The organism is Micromonospora sp. DT81.3, from assembly GCF_049847225.1.
Taxonomy (GTDB): Bacteria; Actinomycetota; Actinomycetes; order Actinomycetales; family Microbacteriaceae; genus Microbacterium.
This window is the reverse complement of record NZ_JBNCNY010000002.1, coordinates 274,262-295,457: the sequence shown is the minus strand read 5'-3', so window position 1 is coordinate 295,457 and position 21,196 is coordinate 274,262. Positions and strand designations below refer to the sequence as shown.

The 21,196-nt window shown below is 70.1% G+C and carries 20 protein-coding genes; 12 read left to right on the top strand and 8 right to left on the bottom strand.

What is annotated here, in order from left to right; all coding sequences use genetic code 11:
- Positions 1 to 47: 47 nt before the first annotated feature.
- A complete protein-coding gene (locus tag ACPW96_RS05660; RefSeq protein ID WP_425817503.1) occupies positions 48 to 491 on the top strand; it encodes a DUF4190 domain-containing protein in 444 nt (147 codons plus the stop codon).
- Between the two features lie 45 nt (positions 492 to 536).
- Here ACPW96_RS05660 and ACPW96_RS05655 read toward each other — a convergent pair whose 3' ends face one another.
- On the bottom strand, positions 537 to 1,412 hold the full coding sequence (locus ACPW96_RS05655) for a fumarylacetoacetate hydrolase family protein (RefSeq protein ID WP_425882308.1): 876 nt from the start codon (positions 1,410 to 1,412) through the stop codon (positions 537 to 539).
- A gap of 59 nt (positions 1,413 to 1,471) precedes the next feature.
- Here ACPW96_RS05655 and ACPW96_RS05650 point away from each other — a divergent pair, with 59 nt between their 5' ends.
- The 3 genes from ACPW96_RS05650 to ACPW96_RS05640 all read left to right on the top strand — a co-directional run bounded on the left by ACPW96_RS05650 (position 1,472) and on the right by ACPW96_RS05640 (position 3,983).
- The gene (locus tag ACPW96_RS05650; protein WP_425882307.1) at positions 1,472 to 2,677 is read left to right on the top strand and encodes a PrsW family intramembrane metalloprotease; all 1,206 of its coding nucleotides are present in this window, start codon (positions 1,472 to 1,474) and stop codon (positions 2,675 to 2,677) included.
- A 207-nt stretch (positions 2,678 to 2,884) separates the two neighbouring features.
- Positions 2,885 to 3,256 (top strand): FKBP-type peptidyl-prolyl cis-trans isomerase, encoded by a 372-nt coding sequence (locus tag ACPW96_RS05645; RefSeq protein WP_425817509.1) that lies wholly within the window; start codon positions 2,885 to 2,887, stop codon positions 3,254 to 3,256.
- A 157-nt stretch (positions 3,257 to 3,413) separates the two neighbouring features.
- Positions 3,414 to 3,983 carry a YceI family protein gene (locus ACPW96_RS05640; RefSeq protein WP_425817511.1) on the top strand — a complete coding sequence of 190 codons (570 nt, stop codon included), beginning with the start codon at positions 3,414 to 3,416 and terminating at the stop codon, positions 3,981 to 3,983.
- Here ACPW96_RS05640 and ACPW96_RS05635 read toward each other — a convergent pair.
- A complete protein-coding gene (locus ACPW96_RS05635) occupies positions 3,946 to 5,022 on the bottom strand; it encodes a DMT family transporter (RefSeq protein ID WP_425882306.1) in 1,077 nt (358 codons plus the stop codon). The genes ACPW96_RS05640 and ACPW96_RS05635 overlap by 38 nt on opposite strands.
- An 89-nt stretch (positions 5,023 to 5,111) precedes the next feature.
- Positions 5,112 to 6,419: an MFS transporter gene (locus tag ACPW96_RS05630; protein ID WP_425882305.1), complete on the bottom strand. Its 1,308-nt coding sequence runs from the start codon at positions 6,417 to 6,419 to the stop codon at positions 5,112 to 5,114.
- 216 nt (positions 6,420 to 6,635) lie between these two features.
- Here ACPW96_RS05630 and rpsO point away from each other — a divergent pair, with 216 nt between their 5' ends.
- On the top strand, positions 6,636 to 6,905 hold the full coding sequence (gene rpsO / locus ACPW96_RS05625; RefSeq protein ID WP_325485341.1) for a 30S ribosomal protein S15: 270 nt from the start codon (positions 6,636 to 6,638) through the stop codon (positions 6,903 to 6,905).
- 216 nt (positions 6,906 to 7,121) lie between these two features.
- Here rpsO and ACPW96_RS05620 read toward each other — a convergent pair whose 3' ends face one another.
- Positions 7,122 to 8,147, bottom strand: coding sequence for an isopenicillin N synthase family dioxygenase (locus ACPW96_RS05620; protein ID WP_425882304.1), 1,026 nt, complete (start codon positions 8,145 to 8,147; stop codon positions 7,122 to 7,124).
- Between the two features lie 206 nt (positions 8,148 to 8,353).
- Between ACPW96_RS05620 and efeU the strand changes: the two genes are divergently transcribed.
- Genes efeU through ACPW96_RS05600 form a run of 4 tightly spaced genes read left to right on the top strand, consistent with a single transcriptional unit; the run spans position 8,354 to position 12,659 of the window.
- Positions 8,354 to 9,358 (top strand): iron uptake transporter permease EfeU, encoded by a 1,005-nt coding sequence (gene efeU, locus ACPW96_RS05615; protein WP_425882303.1) that lies wholly within the window; start codon positions 8,354 to 8,356, stop codon positions 9,356 to 9,358.
- Positions 9,355 to 10,584 carry an iron uptake system protein EfeO gene (gene efeO / locus ACPW96_RS05610; RefSeq protein WP_425882302.1) on the top strand — a complete coding sequence of 410 codons (1,230 nt, stop codon included), beginning with the start codon at positions 9,355 to 9,357 and terminating at the stop codon, positions 10,582 to 10,584. Before efeU ends, efeO begins: the two co-directional genes overlap by 4 nt.
- Before the next feature lies 1 nt (position 10,585).
- On the top strand, positions 10,586 to 11,908 hold the full coding sequence (efeB, locus tag ACPW96_RS05605) for an iron uptake transporter deferrochelatase/peroxidase subunit (protein ID WP_425882301.1): 1,323 nt from the start codon (positions 10,586 to 10,588) through the stop codon (positions 11,906 to 11,908).
- Positions 11,909 to 11,957: 49 nt separating this feature from the next.
- Entirely contained in the window at positions 11,958 to 12,659 is a 702-nt protein-coding gene (locus tag ACPW96_RS05600; RefSeq protein WP_425882300.1) for an NAD(P)H-hydrate epimerase, read from the top strand.
- Here ACPW96_RS05600 and ACPW96_RS05595 read toward each other — a convergent pair.
- Positions 12,656 to 14,782 carry a RecQ family ATP-dependent DNA helicase gene (locus tag ACPW96_RS05595; RefSeq protein ID WP_425882299.1) on the bottom strand — a complete coding sequence of 709 codons (2,127 nt, stop codon included), beginning with the start codon at positions 14,780 to 14,782 and terminating at the stop codon, positions 12,656 to 12,658. The two genes, ACPW96_RS05600 and ACPW96_RS05595, sit on opposite strands and share 4 nt — an antisense overlap.
- Before the next feature lie 28 nt (positions 14,783 to 14,810).
- Positions 14,811 to 15,986, bottom strand: coding sequence for an acyltransferase family protein (locus ACPW96_RS05590; RefSeq protein ID WP_425882298.1), 1,176 nt, complete (start codon positions 15,984 to 15,986; stop codon positions 14,811 to 14,813).
- A 112-nt stretch (positions 15,987 to 16,098) separates the two neighbouring features.
- Between ACPW96_RS05590 and ACPW96_RS05585 the strand changes: the two genes are divergently transcribed.
- The 3 genes from ACPW96_RS05585 to ACPW96_RS05575 all read left to right on the top strand — a co-directional run bounded on the left by ACPW96_RS05585 (position 16,099) and on the right by ACPW96_RS05575 (position 19,201).
- Complete coding sequence (locus tag ACPW96_RS05585) at positions 16,099 to 17,268, top strand: N(5)-(carboxyethyl)ornithine synthase (protein ID WP_425882297.1); 1,170 nt, start codon at positions 16,099 to 16,101, stop codon at positions 17,266 to 17,268.
- 122 nt (positions 17,269 to 17,390) lie between these two features.
- A complete protein-coding gene (locus ACPW96_RS05580) occupies positions 17,391 to 18,560 on the top strand; it encodes an LLM class flavin-dependent oxidoreductase (protein ID WP_425882591.1) in 1,170 nt (389 codons plus the stop codon).
- Positions 18,557 to 19,201, top strand: a complete 645-nt coding sequence (locus tag ACPW96_RS05575; RefSeq protein WP_425817530.1) for an FMN reductase — start codon at positions 18,557 to 18,559, stop codon at positions 19,199 to 19,201. Before ACPW96_RS05580 ends, ACPW96_RS05575 begins: the two co-directional genes overlap by 4 nt.
- A gap of 7 nt (positions 19,202 to 19,208) precedes the next feature.
- Here the strand turns inward: ACPW96_RS05575 and ACPW96_RS05570 are convergent, their stop codons facing one another.
- Together ACPW96_RS05570 and ACPW96_RS05565 are read right to left on the bottom strand one after the other, a co-directional pair.
- The gene (locus ACPW96_RS05570) at positions 19,209 to 19,892 is read right to left on the bottom strand and encodes a response regulator (protein WP_425882296.1); all 684 of its coding nucleotides are present in this window, start codon (positions 19,890 to 19,892) and stop codon (positions 19,209 to 19,211) included.
- Positions 19,889 to 21,187, bottom strand: coding sequence for a sensor histidine kinase (locus ACPW96_RS05565; RefSeq protein ID WP_425882295.1), 1,299 nt, complete (start codon positions 21,185 to 21,187; stop codon positions 19,889 to 19,891). Before ACPW96_RS05565 ends, ACPW96_RS05570 begins: the two co-directional genes overlap by 4 nt.
- Between the last annotated feature and the right edge of the window lie 9 nt (positions 21,188 to 21,196).

The window sequence follows — 21,196 nt, the reverse complement described above, 5'->3', positions numbered from 1 at the left end:
CCGGAGCGATAGCGTTCGAGCACACAGCTCAACACGAGGAGACCACCGTGACCGACCCCCAGGACCCCCAGAACTCCCCGCCGCCGTACGGCGCGACGCCGCCCCCGCCCGCATACGGCTCGACACCGCCCGCCCCGTCCTATGGCGCGGCACCGCCGGCCCCGTACGGCGGGCAGGCGCAGGGCACCATTCCGGGCAAGACGATGGGCATCGTCGCGCTCATCCTCGCGTTCTTCGTCCAGCTCGTGGCCTTGATCCTGGGCATCATCGCCCTGGTGCAGAGCAAGAGGGCCGGCTACAAGAACACTCCGGCCGTGTGGGCCATCATCGTCAGCTCCGTGCTCATGGTCGTCGGGATCATCGTCGGCATCGTCGTGATCAGCGGCGTGGTCGCGGCGGCGGGCGAATTCGCACGGCTCTGCGCCGAGTACGGCTCCGGCACCCATGACATCAATGGGGTCACCGTCACCCTGAACTGCCCGTCGAACTGAGATCGCCCGGGCGGGCGTCGATTTCGGCCGCTCCCGCCCGGTCGCTCAGTCGAGGATGCGGCAGTGCGTGGTGAGCTCGCCGATTCCGTCGACGCCCACCGTGACCGTGGAGCGGTCGCGAAGGAAGATCTGGGGGTCGCGCGAGTAGCCGGCGCCGCCGGGGCTTCCGGTCGAGATCAGCGTTCCCGGCAGGAGTGTCACGGACTTCGACAGGTGGGCGATCAGCTTGGCGACCGAGCGCACCATCTGGCCCGTGCTGGCGTCCTGCACCCTGTGCCCGTCCACGACGGTCCAGATGTGCAGGTCCTGCGGGTCGGGGATCTCGTCGGCGGTGACGACGAAGGGTCCCGTCGGAGTGAAGCCGTCGAACGATTTGCAGCGCGACCACTGCGCTTCGCTGAACTGGATGTCACGCGCCGTGATGTCGTTGACGACGGTGTATCCCCACACGTGCTCGAGGGCATCCTCTTCGGACACATCCTTCGCCGGGCGCCCCATGATCACACCGAGCTCGGCCTCGTAGTCGACCGACTCGCTGAGCGAGCGCGGCCACGACGTCGTGTGCTCGTGGCCGCTGAGGGAGTTCGGCCACAGCACGAAGACCGTGGGCGTGGAGTCCGTCTTCAGCCCGAGCTCCCCGGAGTGGGCGGCATAGTTGAGCCCGATCGCGAGGATGACCGGGGGAGCGTTCAGGGCGGACTCGAAACGCACGTCGGCGAGCGGATGCCGCGGCCCGTCGCCCGAGTGCTGTTCGAGGGCGGTGCGCACCCGAGCGAGCGTCTCGTCGCCGCCGTCGATGAGGGTCTGCAGGTCGGCGGGAGCGCCGTCGAAGAGCGTCGGCACGGGAATCGCCTCGGTCTCGAGAACGACGGCCAGAACGGGATCTGCCGCGTCGCCGGGGCGGACGTGGGCGAAGCGCATCCCCCCACGCTACCCGGCCCGCGCCCCTTCATGCGGGCTCGGCGTCCTAGGCTGGCGGTGTGACGTACAGCCCGCCGCCGCCACCTGGGGAGTTCGCCTCTTCACTCGCGCAGCCCCGCCGCGGTGCGGGCGCTCTGATCCCGCCGGCACCCCCGACTCCGGTCGGGATACCGACACCGCCGGTTCCGCCGCGACGTGGCCGCGTCGCCTCCGTATGGCTCTTCGGCCTTCTGGTGCTCGTGCTCGTCGGGCTGGTCGGGTACTTCCTGAGTGCGCTCGGGCCTGCGGCGTCGCTCATCGGCCTGGTGGTCGCCGTCGTGCCGTTCCTCATCGTGCTCTTCGCCGTGCGGCTCGTCGACCGGTGGGAGCCGGAGCCTCGGAGTCTCGTGGTCTTCGCCATCGCGTGGGGCGCGATCGCGGCGGTCGCCTTCGCCCTGCTCGTCGACCTGGTGCTCTCGCAGGCCGTCGGCAGTGCGCCCACCGAGGCCCGTGAGGTGCTGCGCGCGGTGGTGCAGGCCCCGATCGTCGAAGAGGTCGGCAAGGGTCTCGGCCTGCTGTTGCTGTTCGTGACGGCCCGCCGCGCCTTCGACGGTCCTGTCGACGGGGTCGTGTACGGCGCGCTGATCGGCGCCGGCTTCGCCTTCACCGAGAACATCCAGTACTTCGCGATCGCCTTCATCGAGGGTGGTGCCGCGGATCTCACCACGACGTTCTTCGTCCGCGGCATCCTCTCGCCGTTCGCTCATGCGATGTTCACCAGCGTCACCGGCCTGGCGCTGGGGCTCGCGGCCCGAAGGGGCGCCTCCTTCGGTGGCGCCCTCGGCCCGTGGCTGGGAGGACTCACCGGCGCCGTTATCCTGCACGCGCTCTGGAACGGCTCGGCCGTCTTCGGCGACTTCTTCCAGCTGTACATCACGCTGCAGATCCCGCTCTTCGTGATCTTCATCCTCGGTGTGCTGGCGCTGAGGAGGGAAGAGGCCCGGCTGACCCGCAACCGGCTCGGGGACTATGCCGCCGCTGGATGGTTCACGCCCCAGGAGGTCGAGATGCTCGCGACACCCGGCGGGCGCCGAACGGGGCTTGCCTGGGCGAAGACCCTCACGGGCGACCGCACGGACACGATGAAGACCTTCATCGAGGACGCCACCGCACTGGCAGCCGCGCGGCAGCGGGGGATCTCCGGGCGCGACCCGCGCGCCGTGGACGACGAACGCATGCTGCTGGCGCGCACGGCCGCCACTCGATCAGCCCTGCTCATGCGCTGAGGCAGAACTCAGCGCTCGGTGCCGCGGCGATGCCTGCGTGTCAACCGAGCGCTGAGTCGGTCTCTGTCGTAGAACCAGGGTGGCCCGAGCCCGCAGGCGTGTCAAGCGCCGTGGGGCCGTTCTACGCCCTCTCATGTGCGCGTGCGGCGGTGTTCGCGCCTGGCGCATCGGATTGCTTCTCGGGGGCTTCGCCGGTTGGATGGAGGCATGACTGAAGACCGCACCAAGCCCGAATTCGACGCCCCGCAGGGCCCCGCTCCGGACACCATGCAGATCCGCGACCTCATCGAGGGCGACGGCCCTGAGGCGAAGCCGGGCGACACCGTGACGGTGCACTACGCCGGCGTGGAGTACGAGTCCGGCGAGGAGTTCGACTCGTCGTGGAACCGTGGCGAGAGCATCCAGTTCCCGCTCCGCGGGCTCATCCAGGGCTGGCAGGAGGGCATCCCCGGCATGAAGGTCGGCGGGCGCCGCGAGCTCGTGATCCCGCCGGAGCTCGCATACGGCCCCGCCGGGGGCGGCCACTTCCTCTCCGGCAAGACCCTCATCTTCATCATCGATCTGATCGCCGTCGGCTGAGCTCGACGCTCGAACGGCCCGCGGCGCTTCGGCGCCCCGGGCCGTTCCTCATGCCGACCCGGAGGAAATTTCCATTCACGGGAATGGAATAGTCCGGGGGTCGGTTGAGAGGGGGGACCGTCGCGGAGATCCGCACCCCCAACCTCAAGGAGCACTCATGTCCACTTCCACCGATCACGCGCTCGACATCCCGGGCTACCGCGCAGGAACCTGGGTGCTCGACCCCTCGCACAGCGAGGTGCAGTTCAGCGTTCGTCACATGATGATCTCCAAGGTGCGGGGCACCTTCGGCATGAAGTCCGCCACATTGATCGCGCCGGAGAACCCCCTCGATGCCCGCGTCACCGCGAGCGTGGATGTCACCTCCCTCGACACCAAGGACCAGGGTCGCGACCAGCACCTGCGCTCCGCCGACTTCTTCGACGTCGAGAACTACCCGACGATGGAGTTCGTCTCGACGGGCGTGCGCATCGAGAAGGGCGAGATGCTCGTCGACGGCGACCTGACCATCCGCGGCGTCACCAAGCCCGTCACGCTCGAGTTCGACTTCGGCGGCTTCGGCACCGACCCGTGGGGCAACTACAAGGCGGGTGCGACCGCCACGACCGTCATCAACCGCGAGGACTTCGGCCTGACGTGGAACGCGGCGCTCGAGACCGGCGGGGTGCTGGTCGGCAAGGACGTCACCATCACGCTCGACCTCCAGGGCGCGCTGCAGCAGGACTGACCACCGGTTCGAAGGGGGCGGATGCCTCGTCGGCGCTCTGTGGGAGCACCGGCGAAGCATCCGCCCTCTGCTCGTCAACCGACGCGAGCGCCTCACCGGGGGCCGTGGCGGCGCGCCGACGACGGAGGCGATCCTGCGCGAGCAGGATGCCGAGGAAGACGATGACGGCACCGACCGGCTCGTTCCAGGACAGGCTCTCGCCGAGCACCAGGATGCCGAGCAGGACTCCCACCACCGGCGTGATGTAGGTGACGGTCGACGCGCGCGTCGGGCCCCACGCCCGCAGCGCGTTCTGGTTCCAGATGTACGCGACGCCGGTGCCGAGGCATCCGAGCAGCACGATGCTGCCGACGATCCACGGGTCGAGCCGTACCGGCGTGAGCACGAGCACCGGTGTCAGCAGCGCCATGATCGCCGCCGCGATGCCGATGTTGAGGAACGAGAAGACGAGCGCGCTCATGCCGGTGTTCCCGACGAACTTGCGCATGTACGCGAGGCTGAAGCCGTAGCAGGCCGTCGCGCCGAGGATGGCCAGCTGTGCGACGAGGCTCTGGCTGAAGTCCAGGCCCTGCCACGGCGCGATGATCACCATGACGCCGAGGATCCCGACGAGGATGCCGGCGACCTGCACCGCCTTGAGCTTCTCCACCCGGAACAGCAGCCCCGCCATGATCGCGGTCATGATCGGCGTCGTCGCGTTGTAGATGCTGGCGAGCCCGGATGTGACGTGCTGCTGGGCCCACGAGAAGAGCAGGAACGGCACGACGCAGAACGAGACGGCGAGCACGCTCATATGTGCCCAGATCCGGATGCTGCGGGGGAGCCGGTCGCGTCGCAGCGCGACGAAGAGGCCGAGGGTGAGCGCGCCGAGCAGCAGGCGGGACCAGGCCACCTGGGCGGGCGAGAGCCCCTCGAGAGCGACCTTCATGAAGAGGAAGCTGGAGCCCCAGATGATGCCCGTCAGGGTGAACTGGATGGCGACCCACGCCGGCGACGGGGTCTTCGCCGCACGGGCGAGGAGGGGGCTGGTCGAAGTCACGGGGCGACTCTACGCGCGGCATCCGACGTTCTGCGGGCCGCGCGGATGCCACGTCCGAATCCCGCCGATGGTTGGCTGTTCGGCGTCGATCAGGGCTCGGGGAACTCCGCGTCGTATGCGCGGAAGCGCGGATTGAGGCGCACGAGCGCAGCGACCAGCGCGATGATGAGGAACCCGCCGAGCAGCGGTGGGAACCACAGCGTGGTGACCGTCGCCAGCGTGCCGGCGTAGAGCGCGCCGAGGCGCGGTCCGCCGGCCACCACGACGATGAACAGACCCTGCAGGCGACCGCGGATCGCGTCGGGGACGGCCGCCTGCACCATCGTGTTGCGGTAGATCGAGCTCACGTTGTCGGCGGCACCGGAGACGATCAGCGCGGCCACGGCGGCCACGATGAGCACGGAATTGGGACTGTCGATGCCGACGGTCTCCGGTGCGAAGACGCCCAGGGCCCCGGCGAGCAGGATCACGCCGAAGACGGAGATCGCGCCTCCATAGACCGCGATGGCGCGCTGGATGCCGACGCCATGGTGGCGCACCCGGCCGACCGGCCCGGAGAAGAGGCTCGAGAAGAATGCGCCCACCGCCACGGCTGCCGTGAGGATGCCCGTCGTGATCGGTCCGCCGCCGAGCAGCACCGCGCCAATGGCGGGGAAGAGCGCGAGCGGGTTTCCGAACGTCATCGCGACGATGTCCAGCACGAACTGCAGGCGGATATTGCCCGCACGCTTGAGGAACGCCCAGCCGTCGGCGAGCGACCGCAGGCCGGGGCGCACGAGAACTCCCTCGGGCTGGATGCGGGGGAGGCCCCACAGCCCGAGGAACAGCGACGACATCAGTACGAGGTCGATCGTGTAGGTCCAGCCGTACCCCGAGAAGGCCACGAGCACGCCGGCGAGGGCCGGTCCGATCGTCACCATCACCCCGACCGTGATGCCGCCGAGCGCGGATGCCGCGGGGAGCAGCTCCCTCGGGATGAGGCGCGGGACGATCGACTGACGCGCGGCCATGACGATCGAGTTCGCCGAGGAGTTCACGATGCTGATCACGTACAGCCACCACACCGTCTCGAGCTGGGCCCAGGTGAGTGCGCAGAGCACGGCGGTCGACGCGAAGGTGACCGTCGCGGCAAGCAGAGCGACGCGCCGGCGGTCGAACGCGTCGGCGAGCATCCCGCCGTACAGGCCGGCGAAGATCATCGGCACGAGCCCCGCCACGGCGATCATGGCCACTGCGAACGTCGACTCCGTCAGCTCGTACATCTGCAGCATGATCGCGACGATCGTGAGCTGGCCGCCGAGCCCGGCGAGGGTGGAGCCGATCCACATGCGCGCGAACGCGGGACTCGTCGTGAGGGGCCGCAGGTCGAGGAAGTGGTCGCGACGCAGGCGCGGCATCCTCGTCGGGCCTCGACGAATCATCACGCGGCGACGACGTCGAGCGGGGGCATCCATCGAGGCTAACGCGCATTCGGCGCCCGGTCGCCGCCGCGTTCACCCCTGCGGTGCCCGGCTGGTAGACTCTTCAGGTTGCCGTTCGATCGGCCGCGGATAAAGAGAGCTCACGCATCAGGCGATGGGCGCCGCGCAATGAGGAGAAAGGGGATCCCATCTATGGCACTTGAATTCGACGCCAAGAAGGCGATCATCGAAGAGTACGCGACGCACCCCGGCGACACCGGATCCCCCGAGGTGCAGGTCGCAATGCTGACGCAGCGCATCAAAGACCTCACAGAGCACCTGAAGGACCACAAGCACGACCACCACTCGCGTCGTGGCTTGTTCCTGATGGTCGGTCAGCGCCGCCGTCTGCTCGGCTACCTCCAGGACATCGACATCGCGCGCTACCGCTCGCTGATCGAGCGTCTGGGGCTCCGCCGCTAGGCGCACCAGCGTACATCGCACTTCTCGAAGGGCCGTCCCAGGTGTGGGGCGGCCCTTCGCTGTTGTCCGCGGACGTCGTCGCTGTCGCGAGAATCGGTGGGGCGTCAGAAACTCGGCGCGTCGCACCGATTCTCGGCCGCCGGACCGATTCTCACGACGAGGACAAGGGGAGTCGCCTGCGCCGGTATCGCGGCGGCGAGGGCGGTCAGAGGGCGGTCAGCGGGCGGATGCCGCGGCCCGCGCCGCGAGAAGGTCGCTGTGGTGACGCTCGGCCACGTCGGGGTGCGCGCGCAGCCGCGACTTGAGCGCGTTCTCGCCGTAGAGGGCGTAGATGGGGTTGTCCGGGTCCTGGGTCACACCGGTCGCCTCCGCCGCCAGCTCGGCCGGCAGTTCGATGATCGGCAGCCGCCGATCGAGCGCGGGGTTGAAGAAGAACGGGACCGAGATGCGGTCATCCGGGTAGCGGGGCGAGACCACGCGGTGGTTCGTCGCCTTCAGATAGCCCTGCGTGGCGTACTCCAGGAGCTCCCCGATGTTGACCACGAACGCGCCGGGCACGGATGGCGCATCCACCCACGCTCCGTCGCGCTCCACCTGCAGGCCGCCCTTGCCCGGTTCGACCCAGAGCAGGGTCAGCACGCCGGAATCCTTGTGCGCTCCGACGCCCTGCTGCGGCTCGGGCTCCCTGGTGCCCGGATAGCGCACGATCTTGATCAGGGTCGACGGTTCCCCGAAGTGCTCGTCGAAGTAGTCCTCCGGTGCGCCGAGCGTCTGGGCCCACGCCCGCAGCAGCCGCCGAGCCACCGTCGTCAGGCGCTCGTGCCACTCCGCGACCACCTCGCGAAGCTCCGGCTGTGCCGCCGGCCAGAGGTTCGGCCCGATCAGGCGCGCGAAGTCCGGCGCGTCCGGATCGGTGATCGCGGCCCGCTCGGGGCCGATGTCGATCTGCTCGCGCCAGTCGACCTTCCCCTGCGTCCGCTCTCCGCCGACCCGCGTGTACCCGCGGAAGTGCGGGCTCTGCACGTTCTCGATCGCGAGCTTGTCCGCCTCGGGGAGGGCGAAGAAGTCGCGCGCCGCCCGGTGCAGGCGCTGCTCGAGCCGCGGTGTCTCACCGGTGCCCGTGAGGTAGAAGAAGCCGACGTCGTGGGTCGCGGCACGAAGGTCCGCCCGGAATCGGGCCGCGGCGTCATTCCCGGCATCCAACTGCGAGAGGTCGAGGATCGGCAGGCTGAGCTCGGACATGCACACGAGGCTAGGCACGGCTCGCGGCATCCGCTCGTTTGTTGCCGATCGTTACTGACGGTGCCGCGCGCGAAGCCTCCTCGATTGGACAGCGGTGCACACCCTGAATACCCTTGCAAGGTAAGGCTTACCTTCCTCGAACACTCGACGGCGCAAGCCGAGCGTCACGCAGGACGCCCCTCTCCTTCTCACCCACCCGGAATCCCGTGCTTGCAACCTTCCTGATCGGCCTCCGCGAGGGCCTCGAGGCCGCGCTGGTCGTCGGCATCCTCGTGGCCTACCTGACCCGCATGGGCCGGCGGGATGTGCTGCCCCGCCTGTGGATCGGCATCGGGCTGGCCGCCCTGATGGCACTGGTCATCGGCGCGGTGCTCACCTTCGGCGCGTACAGCCTGACGTTCGAGGCGCAGGAGCTCATCGGCGGCACTCTCTCGCTGATCGCCGTGGCGATGGTCACGTGGATGATCTTCTGGATGCAGAAGGCCGGACGCACGCTCAAGCGCACGCTGGAGGGCGGCATCGACCGGGCGCTGGCACGCGGCACCGTCTGGGGACTGGTCGTGCTGGGCTTCGTCTCCGTGGCCAGGGAGGGCATCGAGACCACTCTGCTGCTGTGGTCGATGGTGCAGTCCTTCGGCGACGCGCCCTCCGCGCTGCTCGGCGCGCTGCTCGGCATCCTGACGGCGGTGGCCCTCGGCTGGCTGCTCGCCCGCGGGATGCTGCGCCTAAACCTTCGGCGCTTCTTCACCTGGACCGGTGCCTTCCTCATCATCGTCGCCGCCGGCGTGCTGGCGTACGGCATCCACGACCTGCAGGAGGCGGGCGCGCTGCCGGGTCCCTTCTCCGCTCTTGCGCCCGTCGCACAGGCAACGGGCGCCGTCGCGGTAGGCGCGAGCGCCTTCCCGTTCGGCTGGGCGTTCGACGTCAGCGCGGCGATCCCGCCCGGCAGCCCACTGGCCGCGATCCTGCAGGCCACGATCGGCTTCACCCCGCGGATGTCGTGGCTGCAGATCATCGCGTGGGTGCTGTACGTCGGCATCGTCGGCTCGATCTTCCTGGTGCGCTCGCTGCACTCCAAGCCCCGGGCGGCAGCCCCCTCTGCGGCAGGCGCCCCGACCGCGTCCACGCCGGCTTCGGCCGCGCTTGCCTCGGCGGTCACTCCCTCCTCCGCCGCATCGACCTCCTCCCCACCCCCGCTAGGAGCATCATGACCCCGAACAGGATCCTCGCCGGTCTCGCCGCGACCGCCGCCGCCGGCCTCGTCGTGACCGGCTGCGTCGCCAAGGCCGACGCCACCGCATCCGAGGCCATCACCGTCACGTCCACCGACGGATCGTGCGACGTCTCCGCCACGACCGCCGAGAGCGGAACGGTGGCCTTCGAGGTCACGAACGCCGGCGCCGACGTCACGGAGTTCTACCTGCTCGCCGACGACGGGCTGCGCATCGTGGGCGAGGTCGAGAACGTGGCACCCGGCGCGTCTCGCAGTCTGACCGTGGTGGCCCAGCCGGGGGAGTACTTCACCCTCTGCAAGCCGGGGATGATCGGCGAGGGCGTTGGCCGGACGGGCTTCACCGTCTCGGGCGACGCGGTCGCCGTCGATGGTCCGGATGCCGAGCTGAAGCAGCAGGCCGTCGACCTCTACGCGGCGTTCGTGAAGGACCAGGTCTCGCAGCTGGTGCCGCGGGCCGAGGAGTTCGCCGCCGCCTATACTGCGGGCGACGACGAAGCGGCGCGCGCCGCATTCCCGCAGGTGCGCGCGTACTACGAGCGCATCGAGCCCGTGGCGGAGGCGCTCGGCGACCTCGACCCTCGCATCGACTACCGCGAGGTGGATGCCGTTGCCGAAGGCCTCGACTGGACGGGCTTCCATCGCATCGAGAAGGACCTGTGGGTGCCGGCGACGGACGCGCTGAACGCCGACGGCGAGACGCCGGCATGGCAAAACTGGGCGCCATCGACCCCCGAGCAGCGCGCCGAGTTCGGCGACCTCCTGGTCGCCGACGTCGCGGAGCTCTACGACTACGTGCACTCCGCCGATTTCCAGGCCGCGATCGACGCGCAGGGTGTCGCCGGGCTGAGCAACGGAGCGATCGCGCTCCTCGACGAGGTCGCCACCGGCAAGATCTCCGGCGAGGAGGACTGGTGGTCGGGCACCGATCTCTGGGATTTCGCCGCCAACGTCGAGGGCTCGAAGATGGCGTTCTCGCTCGCGCGCGACTTCGCGGCATCCAAGGGCGAGTCCGGCGCGGCCCTCGTCGAGGAGATCGACGCCGGCTACGCGGCGCTCGAGAGCTCCCTGGCCGCCCACGGATCTCTCGCGACCGGCTTCGTGACCTACTCCGCGCTGACGGATGCCGACAAGCGCGAGTTCACCGACCTCATCAACGCGCTCGCCGAGCCGCTGTCCCAGCTCACGGTGACCGTGCTGGAGTGAGATGACGGATCCTCACGACCCCTCGACAGGCTCGGGGCCCGATTCGCTTACCGACGACGCCGCAGCGGCCGGTGTGAGCCGGCGTGGTCTGCTCGGCTTCGTCGGGGCGGGAGCAGCCGGCCTTGCCCTGGGCGCCGGTGCGGGACTGGCGGGCGGCGTCGCCGTCGCTCGTGCCGCCGACACGGGAGCGGGCGCATCCGCCTACGACTTCTACGGCACGCATCAGGCCGGCGTCACCACGCCCGTCCAGGACCACCTGCACTTCGCGGCTTTCGACATGATGGCCGGTGCGACGCGCGCCGACCTCGTGTCGCTGCTCGAGGAGTGGTCGTATGCGGCTGCGCGGATGACGCGCGGTCTCGACGTCAGCGCCACCGGCGCCGTGGGCGGCTCGCCGATGGCGCCGCCGGATGACACGGGGGAGGCGCAGGGCCTTCCCGCCAGCAACCTGACGATCACGTTCGGGTTCGGTCCGACCCTGTTCGAGGCGGACGGCGTCGACCGATTCGGCATCGCGTCGCGCCGCCCGCCCGAGCTCCACGAGCTGCCGGCGTTTTTGGGCGACGACCTCGACCCCCTCACGAGCGACGGCGATCTGTGCATCCAGGCGTGCGCCGACGATCCGCAGGTGGCCGTCCACGCCGTCCGCAACCTCAGCCGCATCGCCTTCGGGCGGGCCCGCCTCCGCTGGTCGCAGCTCGGCTTCGGCCGCACCTCCAAGACGACGGCCGCTCAGGCCACGCCGCGCAACCTGTTCGGCTACAAAGACGGCACCGCCAACATCCTCGCCGATGACCGCGAGGCGCTCCAAGACCACGTGTGGGTCGCGGCAGGCGATCAGCCGGCGTGGATGACCGGCGGTTCGTATCTCGTCGCCCGCAAGATCGCGCAGCTGATCGAGTCGTGGGACCGCGTGCGGCTCGCCGAGCAGGACCGCATCATCGGGCGATCCAAGGGGGAGGGGGCACCGCTTTCGGGCGGGAACGAGTTCACCGCTCCTGATTTCGAGAAGGCGGATGCGGCCGGCGCGCCGGCCATCGACATGGCGGCGCACGTGCGGCTGGCGCATCCCGCTCACAACTCGGGGGCCCGCATGCTGCGGCGCGGCTACAACTTCGTCGACGGCAACAATGACCTCGGCCGCCTCGACGCCGGGCTCTTCTTCCTCTCCTACCAGCGCTCGCCGGAGCAGTTCATCACCGTGCAGCGAGCACTGGCGAGCGACGCGCTAAACGAGTACATTCGGCCCGTCGGATCGGCGTTGTTCGCCGTGCCGCCCGGCGCCGCCCCTGGTTCGTACGTCGGGGCCGGGCTCTTCGCCTGATCCGCCGCGACGATCCGGTTGAGGAGACGACCCGGTGAAGGAGGCGTCGGTGGCTGAGAGCGCGCCCGTCTACCTCGCCGCGCAGGTTCGAGCCGCAGAGAAGCCGCTGCTCGATGCGGGCGAACCGCTCATGCTGCGCGCCGCGGGGGCCCTCGCGCGCATCGCTCTGGGTGAGCTGGGCGCGCGCGGAGGCCGAGTGCTGGTGCTCGCCGGCAGCGGCGACAACGGGGGCGACGCCCTGTTCGCGGGCGCGCACCTCGCCGCGGAAGCAGGCGTGGCGGTCGACCTGCTGCTCACGTCCGACCGGGTGCACACCGCCGGGTTCGAGGCGGCGGTGGAGGCGGGGGCGCGAACGATCGGGCTGGCGGAAGCCGTCTCCGCGGCATCCGGTCACGACCTGCTGCTCGACGGGATCCTCGGCATCGGCGCGTCGACGTCCGCGGCGCTCCGCGGCGACGCGCGTGTGATCGTCGCCGGGCTGCTGCCCGCAGTGCACGCCGGCAGGCCGAGGGTGATCGCCGTCGACGTGCCGAGCGGGCTGCAGCCCGACGACGGATCGAGCGATGACGTCGTGCTCCCCGCATCCGTCACGGTCACCTTCGGAGCGGTGAAGGCGGGCCTGGTGCGGGGAAGGGGACCCGAGCTCGCCGGGCGGATCGTGCTGGTCGACATCGGGCTGGGTCCGCGGTTGGCCGCGGCAGGCTCGGTGGGCACGGCTGCGGTGGCGGCGATCGTGCAGGGTGGCGGCTAGGCGCGTGCCGCGAGCACGAAGGGAAGCACCGCTCCCGCTCCGGCGCGCCGCAGCAGCCGTCCCGCCACCGTGAGCGTCCAGCGGCTGTCGACCAGATCATCGACCAGCAGCACGGGAGCGGCCCGGAGGTCGCTGAGCGAGGAGGCCAGTTCGGGCCCCACCGCGAAGCTCTCGGCCACCCCGGCCAGGCGATAGGCGCTGTTGCCGCCGCTCCCGCCGGGACCCTTGCCGGTGAGCTCCAGCGTGCCGAGCAGCGGTAGGCGTCCGAGCTCGGAGACCGTGCGGGCCAGGGAGCCGATGAGGCGGGGGTGCGAACGGGACGGCATCGAGACGACCGCCGCGGGTCGCGTGTCCCAGCCCCAGTCCGCCAGCACGCGGACGCAGGCCGCGGCCATCGCCGACGAGATCTCGGCATCGGGGCTCCCGGGGGCGAAGAGCTCCCGCAGCGGGCCGCCCCAGCCGAGATCGGTGAGCCGCGCGAGTGCGCGCCCCGGCTCGAGCCGCTCGCCCGGTGGGATGTTCCCGCGCAGCTCCAGTCCGAGTCTCGGCATGCCGCTCGGCCACTGCGCGCGCGGCTCGATGAGGACGCCGACCCGGTTCAGCGCCGCGTCCGCAGCCACGGCGGTCGCCTCTTCGATGCCCGTCGGGTACCACGCCGATGTGCAGGTGTCGCAGCGGCCGCACGGCGCTGCGGCGGGGTCGTCAAGCGCGCGCTGCAAGAACTCCATGCGGCATCCGGATGTCCTCTCGTACTCGAGCATCGCGTCCTGCTCGTGGCGTCGCGCCGCCGCGATGCGACCGTAGCGCTCGGCGTCGTACGCCCAAGGGACACCGGTCGAGCGCCAGCCGCCCTGCACGCGCTCGACGGCCCCGTCCACATCGAGCACCTTGAGCAGCAGCTCGAGCCGGCTGCGGCGGATGTCCACTCGCGCCTCCAGGGCGACCGTGGACAGGGCGCCGCCCTCGTGGTCCAGCTCGTCGAGCACCGCGGTCGCCTTCGCCTGCTCGGGCATCGAGGACGTCGCGAAGTACTGCCAGATCGCCTCGTCCTCAGGGCCGGGAAGCAGCAGCACGTCGGCCCGAGCGGTCGCGCGCCCTGCGCGCCCGACCTGCTGGTAGTAAGCGACGGGCGATGACGGCGCGCCGAGGTGCAGCACGAAGGCGAGGTCGGGCTTGTCGAATCCCATTCCGAGCGCGCTGGTGGCCACGAGGGCCTTGACGCGGTTCTCCTTGAGCAGCCGCTCCGATTCCTCCCGTTCGGCCGGGTCGGTCTGGCCGGTGTACGCGCGGACCTCGTGGCCGGCGTCGCGGAGCAGGCGAGCGGTGTCCTCCGCGGCGGACACCGTCAGGGCGTAGATGATGCCGCTCCCCGGAAGGTCGCCGATGTGACTGAGCAGCCACGCGAGGCGCGTCGCGGCGTCGGGAAGGCGCAGCACGCCGAGTCGCAGTGAATCCCTGGCGAGCGGCCCGCGGATGGTCACCACACCATCGCCGCCGGTGCCCAGCTGCTCCTCCACATCGTGCACGACGCGTTCGTTCGCGGTCGCGGTGGTGGCCAGCACCGGAACTCCGGGCGGCATCCCGGCGATGAGGTCGCGCAGGCGCCGGTAGTCCGGCCGGAAATCGTGCCCCCAGTCCGAGATGCAGTGGGCCTCGTCGACCACGAGCAGCCCTATGCGCGCCATCAGCGCGGGGAGCTGCTCGTCACGGAATCTGGGGTTGTTCAGTCGCTCCGGGCTGACCAGGAGCACGTCGATCTCGTCGTTGCCCAGGCGGGTGAGGATGTCAGTCCACTCCAGGGGGTTCGCGGAGTTGATGCTCGCGGCCCGCACCCCGGCTCGCTCGGCGGCCGCCACCTGGTCCCGCATGAGCGCGAGGAGCGGGGAGACGAGGATCGTCGGCCCGGCGCCGCGGCCGCGCAGCAGCAGTGTCGCGACGAAGTACACGGCGGACTTGCCCCAACCGGTGCGCTGCACCACGAGCGCCCGGGCGCGCCGCTGCACGAGCGCCTGGATCGCTTCGAACTGGCCGTCGTGGAACGTCGCCGTCTCGTCGGCCACGAGACGCCGGAGCGCCCCGAGAGCCTCGTCGCGCAGGTCTTCGGCCGTCTCGGGTTCACTCACCCCGCGACCGTACACGGTTCCGCCGACGTCAGGCGCTCTCGCGCGGGCGCCGAGAGCCGGTCGGATCCGACCGCCGGCCCTCCCGGGCCGCGAGCGATGGATCGTCGAACAGCCATCGCGGCCGCGGTTCGACCAGTGGCCGGAACAGCCGTCGCACCGGCTTGGTCGAGAGTCCGATCGCGATCAGCACCGATGCCACGATGATGATGGGCAGCCAGATCCAGGTGGGCTCGAGGTCGCGCAGCAGGCCGGATTCGCGGAACGGATACAGCACGAAGGAGTGGAGCATGTAGACGTACATCGTGTACTGGCCGAAGTGCGTCCACCAATGCCCGCCGCGGGGGACCAGCGCGAAGAACGCGGCGCAGAGCACGACCGCGATCGCCATCACTCCGAGCCGCACGGCCCCCGCCCACCATTCTTCCCCGAGGAGGTCGGAGTAGGACTCGTCGTAGAAGAGCCAGTGCCGCAGGTCGACGTCCTGCCACAGGTCCTTGCCGTACCACGCCACCCAGCCGGCCAGGGCGAACAGCCCCGCGGCCCCCGCGAAGACCCACCATGGTCGCTGACGCAGAAGCCCCAGCCGCTCCACGATGTCGTGCTCGTGAAGCCACCAGCCGAGGGTGAAGAAGGGCAGCAGCCCCAGGGTGCGGGCGAGGGAGAAGGTGTCGTCGACGTTCGGCAGGTATCCGGCGCCGATGGAGATCGCCACGGTCCAGAGCAGCGGCCATCTGAGCAGGGCGAGATATGGCAGCACAAGACGGAACGTGCCGAGGGACAAAAGGAACCACAGCGTCCACGACGGCTGCGTCAGATTGGGATTGGCGCCGCCCTCGACGATCCACTTCGTCAGGGTCCACAGCGATTCGAAGATGACGTAAGGCACCAGGATGTCGGTGATCACGCGTGCCATCTGCACCCTGGTGGGCGGGCCGCCCTTGGAGAAGTATCCCGAGATGATGGCGAACGCGGGCATGTGGAACGCGTAGATGAGCAGGTACAGGCCGAGCGCGATATCCGAGTCGTAGGTCAGTCGCTGCACCGAGTGGCCGAGCACGACGAGCACGATGCACGCGAACCGTGCGTTGTCCCAGAACGGAACACGGCGCTTGGGGCGCGCGATGGAGCCGGTCGGCGTGGCGCCGGTCCGCGCCGCTCCGCTGTCGGACATCGTCACCGCCGGGTCTTCGAGGAACGTGTCCACATTATCCGCGGGGCGACGCCACGCGGCTTCCGCTCCGGCGATCCATCGGGGAGCCCGGGTGTAGCGTCGGGATGTCGGGGCAGGCCTCGCCCGGCTGACGGAATGAGCAGACATGACCTCAGCAAGCCTCAGCCTCGGCGTGATCGGAACCTCCCGCAAACCCGATGAGCGGCGGGTCCCCATCCATCCGGGGCACTTCGACCGCATCCCCTCGGATCTGCGCGACCGCATCGTCCTCGAGGAGGGGTACGGCGAGCGCTTCGACGTTTCGGATGCCGAGCTGCGACCCCTCGTCGGCTCGGTCGCGTCGCGCGCAGACGTGATCGCGGCATCCGATGTCGTGCTGCTGCCCAAGCCGCAGCTGGACGACGTTCGAGCGCTGCGGGACGGTCAGGTGCTGTGGGGCTGGCCGCATCTCGTGCAGGACGCGCGGATGACGCAGCTCGCGATCGACAAGCGCCTGACGATGATCGCCTTCGAGGCCATGAATCACTGGGGTGCGGACGGGACATTCGGGCTGCACGTCTTCCACATGAACAATGAGCTCGCCGGGTACTGCTCCGTCCTTCATGCCCTGCAGCTCTGCGGGTCGACGGGAGACTACGGGCGGCGGCTCACGGCCGTCGTCATCGGGTTCGGCGCGACGGCTCGCGGTGCGGTGACGGCCCTCCGCGCCCACGGCGTGCACGATGTGCGGGTCCTCACGAACCGCCGTACGGCATCCGTCGCCTCTCCCATCCACGCGGCGCACATGATCCAGTTCGACCATGACGACGGCCCGTACCTCAGCGAGGTGATCACGGATGACGGCAGGGTGCCGCTCGCGCCGTTCCTCGCGGAGAGCGACATCGTCGTGAACTGCACGCTCCAGGACCCGAACCGGCCGCTGCTGTACCTGCGGGAGAAGGATCTGGACGCGTTCCGTCCGGGCAGCCTGATCGTGGATGTGTCGTGCGACGAGGGCATGGCGTTCGAGTGGGCGCGTCCGACGAGCTTCGCCGACCCCATGTTCATGGTCGGCGGCAACACCGATTCCGGCGCCATCATCAACTACTACGGCGTCGACCACAGCCCCTCGTATCTCTGGAATTCGGCCAGCTGGGAGATCAGCGAAGCGCTGCTGCCTTTCCTTCCCACCGTGCTCGCCGGTCCGGAGGCGTGGGCCGCGGACGAGACGATCCGCCGGGCAACCGAGATGAGGGATGGCATCATCCTCAATCCCGCGATCCTCGAGTTCCAAGGCCGGGATGCCGCGTACCCGCATTCGATAGCTCCCGCCTGAGCGGCGCTCGCCGCGCCGGGACCGCTCTGCGGCTGGGCCGGGAATATCCTTGAGGGTGTCGCGTTACACGAGATACATTCACTTGCATAGAAACGCGAGGAGCGATCGTGAACGAGAACCAGATGCAGTTCGGCATCTTCACGGTGAGCGACATCACCGAAGATCCGACCACGGGGCGAACCCTCAGTGAGGCGGAGAAGATCCGCAACACCATCACCGTGGCCAAGCACGCCGAAGAGGTGGGTCTCGACGTCTTCGCCCTCGGCGAGCACCACAACCCGCCGTTCTGGTCGTCCTCTCCCACCACGACCCTCGCGTACATCGCCGCGCAGACGGAGCGCCTGCTGCTCTCGACCGCGACGACGCTGATCACGACGAATGACCCGGTGAAGATCGCCGAGGACTTCGCGATGCTGCAGCACGTCTCGGGCGGTCGCACCGACCTGATGCTCGGCCGCGGCAACACCGGCCCCGTCTACCCGTGGTTCGGCCAGGACATCCGTCAGGGCGTCCCTCTCGCCATCGAGAACTATGCCCTGCTGCACAAGCTGTGGCGGGAGGACGTCGTCGACTGGGAGGGCAGGTTCCGCACGCCGCTGCAGGGATTCACCTCGACCCCGCGCCCGCTCGATGATGTGCCCCCGTTCGTGTGGCACGGCTCGATCCGCACGCCCGAGATCGCCGAGCAGGCCGCGTATTACGGCGACGGCTTCTTCGCGAACAACATCTTCTGGCCGAAGGAGCACTACCAGCGCCTGATCACGCTCTACCGACAGCGCTACGCCCACTACGGGCACGGCACGCCGGAGCAGGCGATCGTCGGCCTCGGCGGCCAGGTCTTCATGCGGGCCAACTCGCAGGACGCCGTCCGCGAGTTCCGGCCGTACTTCGACAACGCCCCGGTGTACGGGCATGGCCCGTCGCTCGAGGACTTCGCCGAGATGACCCCGCTCTCCGTCGGTTCTCCGCAGCAGGTCATCGACCGCTACGCCGGCATGCGCGAGTACTTCGGCGACTACCAGCGCCAGCTGTTCCTCATCGACCACGCGGGTCTGCCGCTGAAGACGGTGCTCGAGCAGCTCGACATCCTGGGTGGCGAGGTCGTTCCCGCCCTCCGCAAGGAGCTCGCGAAGAACCGCCCGGTCGAGGTCCCGGATGCCCCCACCCACGCGGCCCGCGTGGTGCAGGCTGCGCGCGGTGAGCTGCCCGTCGCCGGCGGCACGAAGGCGCCTCAGCCGGTCGCCGCGCAGGCCGCACGGGGAGCCTCCTTCGGTATCGGGGGCGCACGATGAACCCTCGCCGCATCGCCGTCGTCACGGCAGGGCTCTCGAATCCGTCGACGACCCGCCTTCTGGCCGACCGCCTCGCGACGGCCACGGTGCGCGAGCTGGCCGAGCGCGACATCCAGGCGGACATCGACGTGTTCGAACTGCGCGACTACGCGCACGACATCACGAACAATCTGCTGACGGGCTTCGCCCCGCCGGCGCTGGAGTCGATGGTCAACACGGTCGTCTCCGCGGACGGGCTGATCGTCGTGACACCGATCTTCTCGACCAGCTACTCCGGGCTCTTCAAATCGTTCATCGATGTGCTCGACCCGGACGCACTCACCGGCATGCCGGTGCTGCTCGGCGCGAACGCCGGGACGCCGCGGCACTCGCTCGCGATCGACTACGCCGTGCGGCCGCTCTTCGCGTACCTGCACGCCGAGGCCGTGCCGACGGGCGTCTTCGCGGCGTCGAGCGACTGGGGCTCGAACGGCGACGGCGTCGCCCCACTGGGCGAGCGCATCGACCGGGGGGCCCGCGAGCTGGCCTCCGCGATCGCGGCGCGCGAGTCGTCGACGTCGAGCGACCCGTTCGACCCGGCGAGTTATCTGGGCGACGGCGGCTCGTTCGGCCACCTGCTCGGCGGGCTCGCGGGGGAGTAGGCCCGCGTCAGCGCCGCCAGGCGTACTCCGTCTCCGGCCTCCCCGGCGTGCCGTACCGGGAGTCGCGGCCCACGCTGCCCTGCTCCGCGAGGTGCTCGAGATACCGCCGCACCGCGACACGTGACATCCCGAGCGCCGCGGCGGCTTCGCTCGCCGAGAGCGGTCCCGACGCGCGGACGGCCGCCGCGACGCGGTCGAGCGTCGTTGCCGAGAGGCCCTTGGGCAGGTCGACGGATGCCGGGGGCCGAAGCGACCTCAGCAGCGCGTCGACCTCGGCCTGCGTCGCCTGGCCGTCGACGTCCGAGACCTTCGCCCGGAAGGCCTGGTACTGCTCCAGCCGTTCGCGGAACGTCGCGAACGTGAACGGCTTCAGCAGGTACTGGGCAACGCCCAGCGCGACCGCCTGACGCACGACATCCGCGTCCCGCACACCGGTGATGGCGATGATGTCGACGTCCGAGGCGCGGGCGCGGATGTGCCGGGCCACGTCGAGCCCGTGTCCGTCCGGCATCGTCATATCCAGCAGCACGAGGTCGATGCCCTCGGCCGGAGGACTCTCGAGCACCGCCGTCACGGCCGCCCGGGCGCCGGCGCACTCCGCAACCACCCGGAACCCGGGAAGGCGCTCGACGTACTGGCGATGCAGCTCCCGCGTGAGGCGTTCGTCGTCGACGATGAGCACCTGGATCACGACGCGCCCCTGGTCACCGTCGGCGCGCCCGCGACGCCGACCGCGGGGAGCACGACCGAGAACGCCGTGGGCGGTGCCGCAGCGAGGCTGACGGTGCCGCCGGCCGCCGCGACGACGTCCCGCACGAGCGCCAGCCCGACGCCGCGACCGGCAGCGCCGGCCGGTTTGGTGCTGAACCCGTGCTCGAAGATCCGCTCCCGGAGGCCCGGATCCACGCCCCGCCCGCTGTCGGTCACCGTGACCGACAGGTCGGCGCCGGCCCTGGCGATCCGCACCCGCACCCACCGCGGCTCAGGCCCCGCCGCCGCCGCGTCGATGGCGTTGTCGATCAGGTTGCCGACAACCGACACGGCGTCAACGGGTCCGAGCACCGATCGCGGCGCCATGGGGTCGACATCCACGATCCATTCGATGCCCCGCTCCTTGGCCTGCGAGGCCTTCCCGAGCAGCAGGGCCGCCACGGTCGGGTCGCCGTCGCGCGCGAGCACGCGGTCGACCAGGTCCTGGCTGACGCGCGAGGTCTCCGTCAACAGCTCCACCGCCTCGTCGCTGCGGCCGAGTTCGATCAGCGCGACCGCGGTGTGCATGCGGTTCCCGTGCTCGTGCGTCTGCGCACGCAGGGCCTCGCCCAGGGTGCGCACCGACTCGTACGACGAGACGGCGTCGCGCACGGCGCTTGCGGGAAGGTCGCCGGCGATCCGGCGGGTCAGGCGGCGCGCGAGCCAGGCAGCCATGATGCCGATGGCCGCGAGCGCGATGGCGATCGCGATGACGAACGGAATCTGACCCCACACTCCGGTTCCGACGCTGCCGAGGGTGATTCCGGCGGACACGAGTGCAACGACCTCGCCGTCGCTGACCACCGGGACCACCGAGCGCAGCGACGGACCCAGCGTTCCGACCGCCTCTTCGGTGAGCGACCGGCCCTCGAGCCCCTCCTCGATGGTCCCCAGATAGGGCTTTCCGATCTCGGTCGGATCGCGGTGCGTCAGCCTGATTCCGTCGGTGTTCATGATCGTGACGAAGTCGATCGGCGTCTCATCCATGATCGCCTCGGCGATGGGCTGCAGGGATGCCGTGGCCGCGGCATCCGTCCCGCTTGCCACGGCCTCGGCGACCGCAGGCATCTCGGCGATCGTCTGAGCGACGGCGAGGGTCAGGGCCTCCGCCTCGGCGCGCTCCGTCGCCTGTGCCTGCCAGGCGAGCAGCGCCACCAGCACGGCGGTGATGACCAAGACCGCTCCGAGAAAGGCGAGGAAGACGCGGGATGCCGCGCTCGCGCCGCTCCGCGCCATGCGAGCCCC

Bases quoted from the DNA above. Each gene is read 5' to 3' on its own strand.
- ACPW96_RS05655 (WP_425882308.1), bottom strand. From the start codon at position 1,412: ATGCGCTTCGCCCACGTCCGCCCCGGCGACGCGGCAGATCCCGTTCTG.
- ACPW96_RS05645 (WP_425817509.1), top strand. From the start codon at position 2,885: ATGACTGAAGACCGCACCAAGCCCGAATTCGACGCCCCGCAGGGCCCC.
- ACPW96_RS05640 (WP_425817511.1), top strand. From the start codon at position 3,414: ATGTCCACTTCCACCGATCACGCGCTCGACATCCCGGGCTACCGCGCA.
- ACPW96_RS05630 (WP_425882305.1), bottom strand. From the start codon at position 6,419: ATGCCGCGCCTGCGTCGCGACCACTTCCTCGACCTGCGGCCCCTCACG.
- rpsO (WP_325485341.1), top strand. From the start codon at position 6,636: ATGGCACTTGAATTCGACGCCAAGAAGGCGATCATCGAAGAGTACGCG.
- ACPW96_RS05620 (WP_425882304.1), bottom strand. From the start codon at position 8,147: ATGTCCGAGCTCAGCCTGCCGATCCTCGACCTCTCGCAGTTGGATGCC.
- efeO (WP_425882302.1), top strand. From the start codon at position 9,355: ATGACCCCGAACAGGATCCTCGCCGGTCTCGCCGCGACCGCCGCCGCC.
- efeB (WP_425882301.1), top strand. From the start codon at position 10,586: ATGACGGATCCTCACGACCCCTCGACAGGCTCGGGGCCCGATTCGCTT.
- ACPW96_RS05585 (WP_425882297.1), top strand. From the start codon at position 16,099: ATGACCTCAGCAAGCCTCAGCCTCGGCGTGATCGGAACCTCCCGCAAA.
- ACPW96_RS05580 (WP_425882591.1), top strand. From the start codon at position 17,391: ATGCAGTTCGGCATCTTCACGGTGAGCGACATCACCGAAGATCCGACC.
- ACPW96_RS05575 (WP_425817530.1), top strand. From the start codon at position 18,557: ATGAACCCTCGCCGCATCGCCGTCGTCACGGCAGGGCTCTCGAATCCG.
- ACPW96_RS05565 (WP_425882295.1), bottom strand. From the start codon at position 21,187: ATGGCGCGGAGCGGCGCGAGCGCGGCATCCCGCGTCTTCCTCGCCTTT.